This is a genomic window from Brevibacterium sp. S22 (assembly GCF_004745485.1).
In the GTDB taxonomy this organism is placed as follows: Bacteria; Actinomycetota; Actinomycetes; order Actinomycetales; family Brevibacteriaceae; genus Brevibacterium.
This window is the reverse complement of the sequence record NZ_RHFG01000006.1, coordinates 77,077-91,211: the sequence shown is the minus strand read 5'-3', so window position 1 is coordinate 91,211 and position 14,135 is coordinate 77,077. Positions and strand designations below refer to the sequence as shown.

Here is a 14,135-nt window from a genome sequence, read left to right as displayed (position 1 = left end):
CGCCTGTCGGCGGCACTCAGCGCCCACCCACCTGCACCAGGCACAATAGTCACTGTGACTCCCAAACGTTTCTTCAAGTTCTTCGCCATAGCCGAGACCGTGACCTGGTCTCTGCTCATCATCGGCATGTTCCTCAAATACGTCACCCACACCACCGAGGTGGGGGTGCGCATCGGCGGTGGCATCCACGGCTTCATCTTCATCTGCTTCGTCATCGCCGTCATCGGCGTCGGCACCTCGCAGCAGTGGAGTGCCCGCCGCATCGCGACCGGTCTCGGCTCGGCGATCATCCCCTACGCCACCATCCCCTTCGAACGTTCGGTCGAGAAGACCGGATCCCTCGAAGGCGACTGGGGTCTGGGCCGCAACGGACGCACGCCCTCCGGCTGGTTCGAGAAGTTCACCTCATGGTGCATCCGCTACCCGTGGTTGGCCATCGGCATCGGTGTCGTCTTCGTCATCGTCGTCTTCTCGGGCCTGCTCGTGGCCGGACCGCCATGGGAATGGGGCAAGTGAACGTCGGGGCCGCCTCGGCGAGGGTCTGACCCTTCGCCCGGAACGGCGAATCGTCACACAGGGCGGATTTTCTCATTGGAGGAAACCCGCCCTGTTCTGCGTCCGGGTGCTCGCCTAAGATGAAGGGGGTCGGCCGATGATCGGCCGACTGCACATCCCACCCGCGATGAAAGGCCCCTGATGGACCTGCTCTTCGGCGTCGGAGGAATCGGCGTCCTCGTTGTCATCATCCTGATCGCGCTGTTCGTGATCCTGCGCTCCTACAAGATCGCCGCACCCTCGGAGGCGCTGATCATCACCGGCCGCAATGCGTCGGGAGCGCCGGGTTCGGGGCGGATCGTCATCGGCGGACGCGCAGTCGTCTATCCGATCGTGCAGAAGGCCTTCATCCTCTCGCTGTCCTCGCGACAGATCCAGGTCGAGATCGACGGCATCTCGATCAACGGCATCGCGCTGCGCCTCAAGGGCGTCGCCCAGGTCAAGGTCGGCGGCACCGAGGACGATGTGCGCAAGGCCGCACAGCGCTTCCTCGATCAGCAGGAGCAGATCGACCACTACTCGAAGGAGATCCTCTCCGGTACGCTGCGCGCGGTCGTCGGCACGCTCACGGTCGAGCAGATCATCCAAGACCGCGCGTCCTTCGCCGCGCAGGTGCAGGAGGAATCCGCGCACTCGATGAACAACCAGGGCCTCATCATCGACACGTTCCAGATCTCCGCGGTCGAGGACGAAGGCAGCTACCTGCGCGACTGGGGTCGCCCGCAGGCCGCCGAGGTGGCCAAGAACGCCGCCATCGCCGAGGCGAACGCAGGTCGTGCCTCGGCCGTCGAGGAGGCCCAGCAGAACGAGGAGACCCAGAAGCAGCAGGCGCTGACCGATCAGGCCATCGCCGAACAGCAGCAGCAGCTGGCCCTGCGGCGCGCGGCGCTGAAGGAAGAGGCCGATCAGCGGCAGGCGACCGCCGACAACTCCGGCCCGCTGGCATCAGCTGCGGAGAAGCAGAAGCTGCTTGAGAAGGACCGGGTCGTGGCCAAGGAAGCCGCGGAGCTGCGTGCCGAGCAGCTCGACGCCGAGGTGCGTCGCCCCGCCGACGCCGAACGCTACCGCCAGCAGGCCGCCGCAGATGCCCGGGCGTACGAGATCGAGGCACAGGGTCGGGCCGAGGCGGCCGCCGAACTGCATCGTCGGTCGAAGGACGCCGAGGCGATCCGTCTCGAGGGTGAAGCCGAGGCCGACGCGATCAAGGCTCGCGGTGAAGCGGAGGCCGAGGCGCTGAGGGCGCAGGCCGAGGCCTACAAGCAGTTCAACGACGCGGCCGTCCTGTCGAAGGTGCTCGAAGTGCTGCCGTCCGTGGCCGGAGAGCTCGTCGCGCCGTACGCGAACATCAAGGACCTCTCGATCGTGTCCACCGACGGAGAATCGAAGCTCGCGAACTCCGTGTCGAACAACCTCTCGCAGGTCCTCGAGGTGGTCCGCGGAACGACCGGCGTCGACCTCACGGACCTGGTCGCCAAGGCGAAGGGATCCGGTGGCCCCGCCTCGGGCGAGCCCGGAGGACCTGCAGATTCCGGCGGATCTGACGGTGGAGGGCCGACCGATTCTTCGTCTGCGGACGCGGGATCCGACGATGTCGTTGACGGGATCGTCGCGGACGGCACGTCTGCCGGACCGCGTGCGAACCGCACCGGCTTCGACCCGAAGGCCTTCCTCGATGACAGCGGGGTCGACCTCGACCGGATCGGTGATGAGGTGAAGAAGGCCACCGGCTTCGATGTGCAGTCCTATATCGACGAGGCGAAGCGCCGCCTCGACGACCAGGGCGGCAACTCGGGCGAAGCAGACGGCCCGGACGGTGACAGCGACGGAGGAGACCCGAACACCGACAGCAGCGACGGGGGCGCCCCGAACCCCGATAGCAGCGACGGGGGCGCCCCGAACACCGACAGCTGAGGGCTACGGCCCTCCCCGCTGGTCGCGGACCTCGCAGGCCTGCGTGATCCGGACCTTGTAGGGAGCCGCAAGCCGCGGACTAGCAGCGGAATGTGCGATTCTCTGGGCGATCCAGAGTGATCCAGGCGTGAAAAACGCCGTGGATCGCCCAGAGAATCTTCGCGATGATGCATAAACGAATGTGCATATGTTAATGTATTGAGTCGAGGAGGTTTCTATGGCTCATGATCATGCGCATGGTTCGGGTTCGCGGCGGCAGCTGAGGATCGTCTTCGGCATCGTCGCGGCGATCTTCGTCTTCCAGCTCATCGGCTCCGTCGTCACTGGCAGTCTTGCGCTGCTCATCGACACCGGCCACAATGCCGTCGACCTCATCGGCATCGGCATCGCGCTCTTCGCGGCGACGCTGGTCAACAAGCCGACGGGGGGACAGAAGACCTGGGGATTCCGCCGGGCAGAAGTGCTCGCAGCCGGAGCCCAAGCGACCCTGCTGCTGGGTCTCGGCGTCTACAGCCTCATCGAAGGCATTCGTCGGTTCTTCGCCCCGCCGGAGGTGCCCGGACCGGGGCTGCTGCTCTTCGGGGCCATCGGCCTCGTGGGCAATCTCGTCTCCATCGCCATCCTCAGCTCGTCGAAGGAAGACTCACTCAACCTCAAGGCGGCGTTCCTCGAGGTCATCGCCGATGCGCTCGGCTCGGTGGCCGTGATCTTTGCCGCTCTGGCGATCTGGCTCTTCGGCTGGGAGCGCGCCGATGCGGTGGCGGCCCTGGTCATCGCGGCGCTCATCGTTCCCAGGGCGTTCGCGATTCTGCGCGAGACCGGGTCGATCCTGCTCGAAGCGGCACCGAAGGAGCTCGATCTGGACAAGGTCCGCGAGCATCTCGAGGCGGTCGAGCATGTGCAGGAGGTCCATGACCTCCACATCACCCGCATCGACTCGAACCTGCCGGTGCTCACCGCACACGTGGTGCTTGCCGATGAGTGCTTCTATGACGGGCACGCCCCGCGCATCCTCAAGGCCCTGCAGGAATGCCTGACCGAGCACCACAAGATCGCGATCGAGCATTCGACCTTCCAGTTCGACCGAGCCGAGGACGCCGCGGAGGAGACCCATACCCACGACTGAGGCCGGGTCACTGCCCGGGCAGGATCTCCACCGAATCCGTGCGGAAGCGTTCGAGCTTGGCCGGGTCGATCGAGACGCCGAAGCCGACGCCGGCGGGCACATCGACTTTGCCGTCGTACATGACGATCTCCTCGGTGATGTCCTCGTGGAAGAACCGGTTCGATCCGGAGATGTCGCCGGGCAGAGTGAAGCCCGGCAGTGATGCCAGCGCCGCATTCGCCGCCCGCCCCAGGCCGGTTTCGACCATTCCGCCGTGCCACACGGCGACACCGTGGGCGGCGGCCAGATCATGGATCTTCTTCGCCTCGATGAACCCGCCGACACGTCCGGGTTTGATGTTGATCACCGAGGTGGCCCCGAGCATGATCGCATCAGCTGCCGCCTCGGCGGAGACGATCGATTCGTCGAGGCACATCGGTGTGTCCATGAGCTTCGCGAGTTCGGCGTGCTGGCGGATATCGGCTTCGCCGAGGGGCTGTTCGATGAGCAGGAGGCCATAGTCGTCGAGGCGACGCAGGTGTGCGGCATCGACGAGGGTGTAGGCGGCGTTCGCGTCGACCTGGAAGCCGAAATCGTCGCCGAAGGTCTTGCGCACGGCGGCCACCGGGGCGATGTCCTTGCCCGGCTTGATCTTCAGCTTGATCCGGGCGTACCCCTCTTCGAGGTAGCCGCCGATGACCCGGACGGTCTCCTCGACGGAATCCTGGATGCCCACCGACACGCCTGAGGGCACGGAGTCGACGACTCCGCCGAGGTAGTCCTTGAACGACTGGTCGTGCATCTTCAGCTGTGCCTCGATGACGGCCATCTCCAGCGCCGACTTCGCCATCGGATGGCCGATGACATGGCGCAGGTGCCAGCCGACGGTCTCAGCGGTCAGCTCCTCGACGTCGAAGAGCAGCGGCGCGAGCCACCTGCGGGTGACGTCGATGCCCGCGGCCACGTACTCCGAGGAATACAGGGGAGCGATCATCGCCACTGACTCACCCCATCCGGTGATCTCGCCCCGAGGAGTGTCGAACACGGCCTCGACGAGGTAGCAGTCCTTCTCGGTCTCCTTCATGAACGATGTCTCAAAGGGAGTGACCAGCGGGATCGACACCTGGTGGAGAGTGACTGACTTCAGCTTCATGATCATGACTCCTTCTGCACAATTCCTGCGCAGGTGATCCGCACTGCCGCAGTTGCTTCTTTCCCTCAGCTTAGGCCAGAACTCTGGAGCGGCGGCCCAGCTGTTGATAGTGTGAACAAAAGCTTTCCTGTCAGCAAGGGGGCCACCGTCGTGAACGATCACCTGCGCACACTGACCGCGCGCAGACAGTCCTGGTTCGGCCTCAAGCTGCCGGTCAAGACCGCCCTCGCACAGCCGATGCTCCATCCTCTGCTGCGCACGATCGCGCCCCGGATCAAGGGCCTGAAGATCGGCCGCCTGCCCGCACCGATCGAACTCACCGAAATCCGCGGCAGGGCGGGCGGAGCGGACTTCATCCTCGTCGAACCCTTCCGGTGTGAAATCGCCAAGGAGTTTTACTGGGGGAAGGGCCGTCGGACCGAACCCGAAGACGCGTTCGCCCTCGACCTCATGGTCGCACTCAGCGCCGATGCCGATGTCTTCATCGACATCGGCGCCTACACCGGGGTCTTCACCATGGCCGTCCTCGCAGCGAATGAGGACGTGCGCGCCCACGTCTTCGAGATCATCCCCGCAGTGGTCGCGGGGGTGGAGAAGAACGTCGATCGCAACGGCTTCAACAGACGCGTCACCATTCACCCGACCGGAGTGGGCAGCCCCGACACCTGGATGAATGTGCCGATCGGGGACGGGGGATCGGCTCTGCCGTCGTTCTACTCCTCGGATATGCAGTTCGACTCCGACGCCGAGGTGCGCTTCACCTCTCTCAACGCCCTCCTGCCCGAAGTGCTCGGCGAGACGTCCGGTGAGACGTCGGACGCAGACGGGCAGTCGCAGCCGGGGGAGGGCCTCCCCGGCGCACCAGGTCGAGGCGAGGCCCCGCATGTGACGGTGAAGATCGACGTCGAAGGCGGGGAGAACGACGTCTTCGCCCACGGCCAGGAGTTCCTCGCCGCGATCCACCCGGACATTCTGTGCGAAGTGCTCGAGGACCGCGCGAAACCACGAGAACTCATGGGCCACCTCGGCGAGTACGGCTACCACTACTACCTCATCGGCGAAGATCGGCTGTACGCGCAGACGACGATCCGGCCCGATGCGCGGCTGCGCGACTGGCTGTTCACACTCAGATCTCCGGACGAGATGCGGGCGGCCGGGTACCCCGTGGACTGAAGTGCGTCCCCGGCGGCGTCAGGTCTGCAGCTGATCGGCGATGAGGGCGGCGAGCAGAGCGGTGCGCGGAGCGATCTCGTCGATGACGGCGTGCTCGTGTTCGGCATGCGCCCCATCGCCGACGGCACCCAGACCGTCGAGAGTGGCGATTCCGTCGCCGGCCGTGAAGTTTCCGTCCGAGGCCCCACCGACGGACACTCCCTGCGGTGCGGGCAGCCCGAGCTCCCCGGCCAGAGCAGTCGCCCGGTCGAAGAGCCCAGCCGACCGTTCCCGTTCGAACGGGGGCCGATTGATCCCGCCGAGCACCTCCATCGTCGAGCCTGCCACCTGCGGATTCGCGGCCAGCTCACGGATCTGCGTATCAACGCGTTCGAGTTCGGCAGCGGTGCGGGCGCGCACATCGATGTCCACCCGGGCCTCGGCCGGAACGGTGTTCGACGTCGTCCCCGCGCTGATCACGGTCGGCACCACCGTCGTCCCGGCATCAGCGTCGGCCAGGTCGGCCACCAGCGGCAGAGTCAGGGCCAGAGCCATGCCCGCATTGATCCCCTTCTCGGGCTCGAGGCCGGCATGCGAGGCCCTGCCGGTGAACTTGAGGACGTAGTTGCTCGTGCCCTTGCGCTCGAGTTTGAGCGCACCGTCGGCGCTCGCCTCCATGACGAACACGGCCCTCGCAGCGGCCGCCTCGGCGCGAATGAGATCCGACGACGACAGCGACGCGATCTCCTCATCACCTGTGACGAGGATCGACAGACCGTCGAGCCCGCCCTCGCCGAGGTGGTCGGCCACGATCGCGGTCGCGTGCACGCTCATGATCGCCCCGGTGAGCATGTCGAAGCTGCCGGGACCACGGAGGATGCCGTCCGCGGTGGAGAACGGGAGACGCTCGAGCGTGCCGTGCGGCCACACCGTGTCCTGATGGTTGAGGAGGACGACCCGGGCCGGACCGGTGCCGAAGCGCAGACGCAGGTGGGAGGTGCCGTCGATGTCGATCAGCTCCGCCTCGGCGCCGAGGCGGTCCTTCAGGAGCGCGGCGAAGTCCCGTGCCCCGGCGGCCACGGCCGTCTTGTCGTGTGAGGGTGTCTCGAGGGAGATGACACGTTCGATGTCGGCGAGCATGTCGGGCAGGCGTCGCTTCGCCTGTTCGACGTAGTCAGCGGGCCGGGCGGCAGGTGTTGTGGTCGAAGTCATAGGGCGAGTCTACGGAAGGCCGGTTGCCGCCGGCGGAGGTGTCCGGATGGTGCTGTGGGCGGCGTCCGCGCACAAACCCGGTCGTCTGTGGTTTGCTAGTCCTATGGGTGAGGCAGTCAGCTCGAAGCGGTACACGCCGGAGGAACGCACGCTGTATCGGGAGAAGCTCGCGGAGAATCTCGAGCTCTTCGATACCTACCTTCGTCATGCGGATTTCAAATCGGCGGGCACGATCGGGCTCGAACTCGAGCTCAACCTCGTCGGCGAGGGCAATCAGCCCAGCCCGCGCAACAAGGAGGTGCTCGCCCGCCTCGATGACGACTATCAGTCCGAGATCGGCGCCTTCAACCTCGAGCTCAACCACCCGGTGCTCCAGGTGGCCGGACGTGGGCTGAAGACCCTCGAAGCCGGTGTGGCCCAGCGCTTGGAGAAAGCGCAGAAGGCCGCCGAGGAGGACGGACTCAAGGTGGTGTCGATCGGCACGCTGCCGACGCTGACCACCGAGTTCCTCACCGACGAGAAATGGATGACCGAGGAGAACCGCTACGAGGCGCTGAGCAACTCGGTCATCGACGCCCGCGGCGAGTACGTCCGCATCGAGTTCGGCCGTGAAGAGCGCTACAAGGCGGAGTTCGCCGATATCGCCCCGGAATCCTCCTGCACGTCGATGCAGCTGCACCTGCAGGTGGCGCCGAACCGGTTCGCCGATGCGTGGAACGCTTCGCAGGCGATCGCCGGGGCGCAGGTGGCGATGGCCGCGAACTCGCCGCTGTTCGTCGGTCGCAAGCTGTGGCACGAATCCCGGATCCCGATCTTCGCGCAGTCCATCGACACCCGCACGCCCGAACTGGTCACCAGGGTGTGCGGCCCCGTGTGTGGTTCGGCGAACGGTGGATCACCAGCGTCTTCGACCTCTTCGAGGAGAACGTCCGCTACTTCCCGCCGCTGCTGCCCGAGATCAAGGACTTCGTCGAATTCCGCGCCGCCGACGCCCCGAAGCTCTTCGAGCTCAACCTGCACAACGGCACCGTCTGGCGCTGGAATCGGCCCATCTACAACTCCGGTGACGGCGGTGCACACATCCGTGTCGAGAACCGGCTGCTGCCGGCCGGGCCGACCCCGGTCGATATGGTCGCAGACGCCGCCTTCTACTACGGCCTGGCCGAGTTCCTCGTCGGAGAGAACCGCCCCGTGTGGTCGCGGATGTCATTCGCCGAGGCGGAGGAGAACTTCAACGCCTGCGCCAAGGACGGCATCGAGGCGCGAGTGACGTGGCCGAAGATCGGACGCATCGGCGTGGCCGACCTCGTCACCGATGTGCTCGCACCCCAGGCCAGGCGCGGGCTCTCACGGCTGAACATCGACAAGGACGTCATCGACGAATTCATGTCGATCATCGAAGGCCGGGCGGAGAGCCGCGTCAACGGCGCGACCTGGCAGCTGCAGGCCCTCGAGAGCCTCGCCCCCGACAGCCGACAGGACTCCCCCGAACGTGCCGAGGGCATCAGGGCGATGATGGACGCCTACCTCGCGAACCAGGCGACCGGGAAGCCCGTCCACACCTGGGAGATCCCCACCCGAGGCTGACTTCTCCTCGCAGGTCTGCCCACACCGTCCGCGGGCAGAATGCCCGGCCTCAGAAGGTCGAAATGGTCACAGATTCTCGCTGCGGACGTGACCATTTCACCCACCCAAGCCACCTGTGCGCCGCGGCCACAGCCTCAGAGGCGTTCGACCTCGACGAAGACGACATCGGCGCTGCCTCCTGGGTTCGAGACTTCGTGCTCGGACCCTGCCGGACGTGTGTACGAGACTCCGGCCTCGAGCTCGGCGTGGATCTCGGTGCCGTCCGCATTGCGCACGTGCATCGTGTCGGTGACCATCGGCACCACGACGTATTCGTGCTCATGCTTGTGCATCGGGATGACTCCGTCGGGGCGGATCGTCCATTTAGTCACTCGGAACATGCCGTTGTCGAGCTGGACCTCGCCGGTCGAGCCGGTGTCTGCTGCACTGTCTGCGGTCATGGTGATCTCCTTCGATGCTCGCGTGGAAACGTGAACGAACGTACCGATCTCACTGTATCGCCCGCACGTGTCGAGCTGTATCGCCCGCACGTGTCGAGCGCGCACGCGCGCTGACCGCCGGGCACTCCGCGCTCGCGAGCCCGCGCTCACCGTGCACTCGACAGGTGTGGACGAACTGCTCGACGCGCCTCGAACTTCCCGGGCTAGCATGAGGGATATGCGATACCCACTTGCTGATATCGACGACGTCGACGATGACATCCGCACACAGATCCTCGAGGTGGCCGAGAAGTCGGGCTTCGTGCCCAACGTCTTCCTCGCCCTGGCTCGCCGCCCTGCCGAATTCCGCGCCTTCTTCGCCTACTATGACGCGCTGATGGAGAAGGAGACGGGGAACCTGACCAAGGCCGATCGGGAGATGATCGTCGTGGCCACCTCGGCGATCAATCACTGTCTCTACTGCGTCGTCGCGCACGGCGCGATGCTGCGGATCTTCCAGAAGGACGCCTTCATCGCCGACGTCATCGCCACGAACTACCGCCAGGCCGATATCAGCCCACGTCAGAAGGCGATGCTCGACTTCGCCGTCAAGGTCTGCGAAGAGCCGTGGGCCGTCACCGACGCCGACCACGCGACACTTGCCGAACACGGCTTCGACGACGAGGACGCCTGGGACATCGCCGCGATCACCGGCTTCTTCGGCCTGTCCAACCGTATGGCCCACATCTCCGGGATGGTCCCGAACCCGGAGCTCTACACACTCGGCCGCGTCCCGCGTGAGAAGAAGTGAGACGATGACTGCCCACACCCCTGCCGCCTCCGCCCGGTCCGGGCTCGTCCGGCCCTTTGCGGCGATGGGCATCGTCGCCACGGTCGGACAGATGCAGCGCGCCGGCCGCGACACCATCGCCATGTGCCTGGGCGAACCGACTCAGGGCGCGCCCAGCCCCGTACTGGCCCGCGCCGCCGAGGTCACTCGCGACGGCACGGGACTCGGCTACTCGCCGATCTTCGGCATCCCCGAACTGCGCGAGGCCATCGCCTCCCACTACCGCGACTGGTACGGGCTCGACATCCCACCCGAACGCATCGCCGTGACCACCGGCTCCTCGGGCGCGTTCCAGACGACGTTCCTCACCTGCTTCGACGTCGGCGACCGGGTTGCCCTGGCCCGGCCCGGCTACGGGGCGTACAAGAACATCCTCGCCGCATTGGGGTGCGAGGTCGTCGAACTCGACTGCGGACCCGACGAGGGCTTCCAACCCAGCGTCGACCTGCTGGCAGCCGCCCACGCCGAGGCGCCGCTCAAGGGCCTCATGCTCGCGTCCCCGGCGAATCCGACGGGCACGATGATCGGGCCCGAGGCGCTCGGCGAACTCGTCGACTGGTGCCGAGACAACGGGGTGCAGGTGATCTCCGATGAGATCTACCACGGCATCAGCTATATCGGGACTCGCGGCGAGTGCGCGCTCGCCCACGACGACTCAGCGATCGTCATCTCCTCGTTCTCGAAGTACTGGGGCATGACCGGGTGGCGCCTGGGCTGGGCGATCCTGCCCGAAGCGCTCGTCGCTCCGGCACAGAACGTCACGGGCAACCTGTCGCTGTGTGCGCCGGTGCCGGCGCAGCACGCGGCGGTCGCGGCCTTCACGACGGAGTCATATGCCGAATGTGAGGCCGCAGTGGCCTCCTTCGCCGGAGCTCGCGATCATGTGCTGGGCGCTCGCGCCGACCTCGGCTTCGGCGAGATGGCCCCACCCGACGGCGCCTTCTACATGTACGCCCGCGTCGACGACATCCTCGACCGAGCGGGGCTCGAGACCGCCGGTCAGTGGTGTGAGCAGGTGCTCGAGGCCACCGGCGTCGCGCTCGCCCCAGGTGATGACTTCGATTCCGTCGACGGTTCCCGTTCGGTGCGCCTGTCGCTGGCGGTCGGGGCGGACCGGACGGCGGAGGCCATCGACCGCATCCTCGACTTCATGGGATGAGCTCACTTCAGTCGCGGGCGGGAGGGCCGCCTCCTGCGCCGAGGCCCCTGCCGGTGCTCGGCGTCATCCTGGCCGCGGTCCTGCTCGGATCGGCCGGTCTGTTCGTCATCCTCGCCGAGGCGACCGCCCCCACCGCTGCCTTCCTGCGGTGTTGGATCGCCGTCGTCGTGCTCGCGCCGTTGGCCGTGCTCGAGCTGCGTCGGCACGGACGGTTCCCGCCGAAGGCGATCCTCATCGCCGCGGTCTCCGGCGGTGCGCTGGGGATCGACTATGTGCTGTGGGCCCAGAGTGTCCTCGACGCCGGTCTGGGTGTGTCCACCGTGCTCATCAGTGTGCAGGTGATCGTGTTCCCGGCACTGGTCTGGGCGTTCGGCGGATCCCGGCCCGGGTGGCTGTTCATCGGCTGCGTGCCGATCATGATCATCGGCATGCTGCTGACCGGGGGAGTGTTCGGTGCCGACGAGACGGCGGCGAACCCGACGCGAGGAGCGATCTTCGGAGTCCTCTCCGGTGTGCTCTACGGCGTGTACATCTTCGGCATCCACCACAGCCGGAAGGTCGCCGGAGACTTCATCGTCGCCCCGGTCCAGGTGGGCACGATCGCGGCCGGTGTGATGACCGCGGTGGCCGGGCTGACCCTCGGCGGACTCGACTTCGACCTCGGTTGGGACGGCTGGGGATGGATGATCGCCCTGGCCGTCTGCGGCCAGGCGCTGTCATGGGTGCTGCTGAGCATCTCCAGCCCGCTGGTGCCGGTGCCCACGACGGCTGCGCTCATGCTGCTGCAGCCGCTGTCAGCGGTGGTGCTCGGATCCCTCATCGCAGGTGAGAGGCTGCAGACGGCGCAGTGGATCGGTGCCGTGCTCGTGGCCCTGATCGTCTGGGTCGTCGGCGGCGGGCCGGAGGCACTGACGAAGAAGAGGCGGCGCTGATCAAGGGCGCGGAGGCGAACTCCGCGCGTCGATCGCTGCGGCGGGCCACCTCGGTGCTGATCAGTGCTCGTGGGCTTCGATCGTGTGGGCGATGGCGTCGACGATGATGTGGGCGACGTGGTCGTCTTTGAGTGAGTAGTAGGCTTCGCGGCCGATCCGATTGACTCCGACGAGGTGGAGCCCGCGGAGGAACTTCAGGTGCTGGGACACCAGCGGCTGGGACAGTCCGGTCGCCTCGACGATGTGCGTGACCGTGGCCTCGCCGTGGGTGAGGACGAGCAGCATCTTCAGGCGAGAGGGTGTGGCGAGTGCCTTGAAGAGGTCCGCAGTTTCGGTGATGGCCTCGAGATGGTCCTCGGGGTTGAGCAGGAGCTGCTCGACCTCGTCATTGACGGGAACGGAATCGGGAACGGAAGCCATGAGTGCAGATTACCGGACAACCGGAGTGATCAGCGTCAGTCGAGGGCTTCGACGTCGGCCTGCGAGCCGAGGAGGTCGTCGGCCAAGGATTCCCACTGCCCGTAGGCATCGGGAAGCGCCGACCGCTGTACCGACTGTGCGGCTTCGGTCGGTGACATCGCATCCCAGCCCTCGATCTGGTTGAGACCCGGGTTCTCGACCTCGGGATTGATCCCGTAGAAGGCCTTGGTCGCGTAGACGGGGTCGGTGAGCTTATGCGGTTCGCCCCATCCCTGAGAGGGCCGCTGCTGGAACAGACCGACCGAATCGCGGTCGCCGGAATCCAGATTGCGCAGCGAAGACTCCTGCAGAGCCGTCATGAGGGCGATGCGGATCGCATAGTCGTCGAAGTCACCGCCGCGACCGACGCCGATGATGAGCCGAGCATTGTCGATCTGCTGTTCGCTGAGCTGATTGACCGAAGCCATCTGCATCTGCCTGATCTTCGTGGAGCCGAAAGAGATGGGCGAATTGAGGACGACGACGGCGCCCACGACCAGTGCCATCACCGCCGCCCCGAGCCCGATCAGGGCACCAGTGAGCACGGACCGGCGGCCCTTGCGAGATGATGTCAGACGAGGCATGAATATAACGATAATGCAACAAACTTAAGAGTGCATGGGACCATGCCGAGGTTTTTGTCACAGCAAGGTCACGGCGGTGCGTTGTCAGCGGCGCCCATTAGTCTAGACCCATGGTGAGAATCGTTCAGCGCAGTAACCGTCCGCCTCTGATGACCTGCCTCATCGTGGTCTTCGCATTCGTCGCCGTCGGCATCATGACCATCGCCGGCATCGTCATCGCCCTCGTCTTCCTCTCCGCGGACTCGTCAGACTCATCGCCGACCGAGAACTCCTCGTCGGTCGGATCCCCACCCCCGAACGCCGGCGCCGACGGCGGCTCAACCACCGCCCCGGTCAGCGGAGGCTGGTCGAGCGGAGGCTGAGTCCGGGGACCACCCTTCCGGACCAGCCGCGGGAGCCACCGGCTGACGGAGGATCGTGCGCAGCTTCTCCGGGGCGGTGCGGCGAACGTCGCTGAGGTAGATCTCGTGATGCTTCCCCGTCATCGTCATCCCTGCGCCGGGAATGATGTCGGTGTGCATGCGCTCGAGGACCGGCCCTTCGTCGTCGAAGGCGCCGATATGCAGGGTCTGGACGCAGGTTCCCTCCCGCAGCGCACCGAACCGGACTTCGCCGAGGCGGGGCGCCGACCCCTTCGCCCGGACCGTGTCGATCGCGCCGTCGACGTGGTCGCCGTCCAACCAGTCCGGGACGAACAGCATGAGCGTGAAGTCCCACGCGGATTTGTCTCGGGCGCTCGTGAACGCCGCCATATCGTCGGCCCACCACAGCCCCTCGAGCGGAGGCACCACATAGTCCCGACCGAGTTCGCGCTTGCTGAAGAACTTCAGCCCATAGGCGAGCGGATAGAGGCTGGTCAGCGCCGTTGCGAAAGCCGGAGAAGTGTTCGGATCACCGCGGCCGTCGATCATGAGGTACTGCGAATCCGGCACCTCGATGAGATCGAACCGTCCCTGTTTCGCGCGAAAGCTCGGCAGCGATCTCTTGAAATCGACCTTGTCCATTCACGGCTCCGCTCCAGGGGTGGGAATGAAACGAGTCTAGTCCCCTTGACCTT

Annotated in this window: 16 protein-coding genes; 9 read left to right on the top strand and 7 right to left on the bottom strand. The window is 66.0% G+C overall.

Features of this window, described 5'->3' with window-relative positions; genetic code table 11:
* Positions 1-54 precede the first annotated feature (54 nt).
* The 3 genes from EB835_RS07810 (at position 55) to EB835_RS07800 (ending at position 3,592) form a co-directional block, all read left to right on the top strand.
* Positions 55-516: a DUF3817 domain-containing protein gene (locus tag EB835_RS07810; protein ID WP_135808905.1), complete on the top strand. Its 462-nt coding sequence runs from the start codon at positions 55-57 to the stop codon at positions 514-516.
* A 180-nt stretch (positions 517-696) separates the two neighbouring features.
* On the top strand, positions 697-2,466 hold the full coding sequence (locus EB835_RS07805) for a flotillin family protein (RefSeq protein ID WP_135808904.1): 1,770 nt from the start codon (positions 697-699) through the stop codon (positions 2,464-2,466).
* 217 nt (positions 2,467-2,683) lie between these two features.
* The gene (locus tag EB835_RS07800) at positions 2,684-3,592 is read left to right on the top strand and encodes a cation diffusion facilitator family transporter (protein WP_135808903.1); all 909 of its coding nucleotides are present in this window, start codon (positions 2,684-2,686) and stop codon (positions 3,590-3,592) included.
* A 7-nt stretch (positions 3,593-3,599) separates the two neighbouring features.
* Here EB835_RS07800 and menC read toward each other — a convergent pair whose 3' ends face one another.
* Entirely contained in the window at positions 3,600-4,724 is a 1,125-nt protein-coding gene (menC, locus tag EB835_RS07795) for an o-succinylbenzoate synthase (RefSeq protein ID WP_135808902.1), read from the bottom strand.
* A 150-nt stretch (positions 4,725-4,874) separates the two neighbouring features.
* Here menC and EB835_RS07790 point away from each other — a divergent pair, with 150 nt between their 5' ends.
* Entirely contained in the window at positions 4,875-5,897 is a 1,023-nt protein-coding gene (locus EB835_RS07790; RefSeq protein ID WP_135808901.1) for a class I SAM-dependent methyltransferase, read from the top strand.
* Between the two features lie 18 nt (positions 5,898-5,915).
* Here EB835_RS07790 and EB835_RS07785 read toward each other — a convergent pair whose 3' ends face one another.
* On the bottom strand, positions 5,916-7,088 hold the full coding sequence (locus tag EB835_RS07785) for a M20 family metallopeptidase (protein ID WP_135808900.1): 1,173 nt from the start codon (positions 7,086-7,088) through the stop codon (positions 5,916-5,918).
* Positions 7,051-7,884 (bottom strand): hypothetical protein, encoded by an 834-nt coding sequence (locus tag EB835_RS20835; RefSeq protein WP_346763144.1) that lies wholly within the window; start codon positions 7,882-7,884, stop codon positions 7,051-7,053. Before EB835_RS20835 ends, EB835_RS07785 begins: the two co-directional genes overlap by 38 nt.
* A 77-nt stretch (positions 7,885-7,961) precedes the next feature.
* Here EB835_RS20835 and EB835_RS20830 point away from each other — a divergent pair, with 77 nt between their 5' ends.
* Positions 7,962-8,675, top strand: coding sequence for a hypothetical protein (locus tag EB835_RS20830; RefSeq protein WP_346763143.1), 714 nt, complete (start codon positions 7,962-7,964; stop codon positions 8,673-8,675).
* Between the two features lie 134 nt (positions 8,676-8,809).
* Here EB835_RS20830 and EB835_RS07775 read toward each other — a convergent pair whose 3' ends face one another.
* Complete coding sequence (locus EB835_RS07775) at positions 8,810-9,115, bottom strand: cupin domain-containing protein (RefSeq protein WP_135808899.1); 306 nt, start codon at positions 9,113-9,115, stop codon at positions 8,810-8,812.
* A gap of 217 nt (positions 9,116-9,332) precedes the next feature.
* Here EB835_RS07775 and EB835_RS07770 point away from each other — a divergent pair, with 217 nt between their 5' ends.
* Genes EB835_RS07770 through EB835_RS07760 form a run of 3 tightly spaced genes read left to right on the top strand, consistent with a single transcriptional unit; the run spans position 9,333 to position 12,035 of the window.
* Entirely contained in the window at positions 9,333-9,905 is a 573-nt protein-coding gene (locus EB835_RS07770) for a peroxidase-related enzyme (RefSeq protein ID WP_135808898.1), read from the top strand.
* Positions 9,906-9,909: 4 nt separating this feature from the next.
* Positions 9,910-11,103 carry a pyridoxal phosphate-dependent aminotransferase gene (locus EB835_RS07765; protein ID WP_135808897.1) on the top strand — a complete coding sequence of 398 codons (1,194 nt, stop codon included), beginning with the start codon at positions 9,910-9,912 and terminating at the stop codon, positions 11,101-11,103.
* A complete protein-coding gene (locus tag EB835_RS07760; RefSeq protein ID WP_135808896.1) occupies positions 11,100-12,035 on the top strand; it encodes a DMT family transporter in 936 nt (311 codons plus the stop codon). The genes EB835_RS07765 and EB835_RS07760 overlap by 4 nt, the downstream gene beginning before the upstream one ends.
* Positions 12,036-12,095: 60 nt before the next feature.
* On the opposite strand, the gene EB835_RS07755 is transcribed toward EB835_RS07760, so the two are convergent.
* Both EB835_RS07755 and EB835_RS07750 read right to left on the bottom strand, forming a co-directional pair.
* Positions 12,096-12,455 (bottom strand): ArsR/SmtB family transcription factor, encoded by a 360-nt coding sequence (locus EB835_RS07755; protein ID WP_127365062.1) that lies wholly within the window; start codon positions 12,453-12,455, stop codon positions 12,096-12,098.
* A gap of 35 nt (positions 12,456-12,490) precedes the next feature.
* Positions 12,491-13,078, bottom strand: coding sequence for a peptidoglycan-binding protein (locus EB835_RS07750; protein ID WP_240688627.1), 588 nt, complete (start codon positions 13,076-13,078; stop codon positions 12,491-12,493).
* Positions 13,079-13,188: 110 nt separating this feature from the next.
* Here EB835_RS07750 and EB835_RS07745 point away from each other — a divergent pair, with 110 nt between their 5' ends.
* Positions 13,189-13,440, top strand: coding sequence for a hypothetical protein (locus tag EB835_RS07745; RefSeq protein WP_135808895.1), 252 nt, complete (start codon positions 13,189-13,191; stop codon positions 13,438-13,440).
* Here EB835_RS07745 and EB835_RS07740 read toward each other — a convergent pair.
* A complete protein-coding gene (locus EB835_RS07740; RefSeq protein ID WP_135808894.1) occupies positions 13,396-14,082 on the bottom strand; it encodes a GyrI-like domain-containing protein in 687 nt (228 codons plus the stop codon). The genes EB835_RS07745 and EB835_RS07740 overlap by 45 nt on opposite strands.
* Positions 14,083-14,135: the final 53 nt, after the last annotated feature.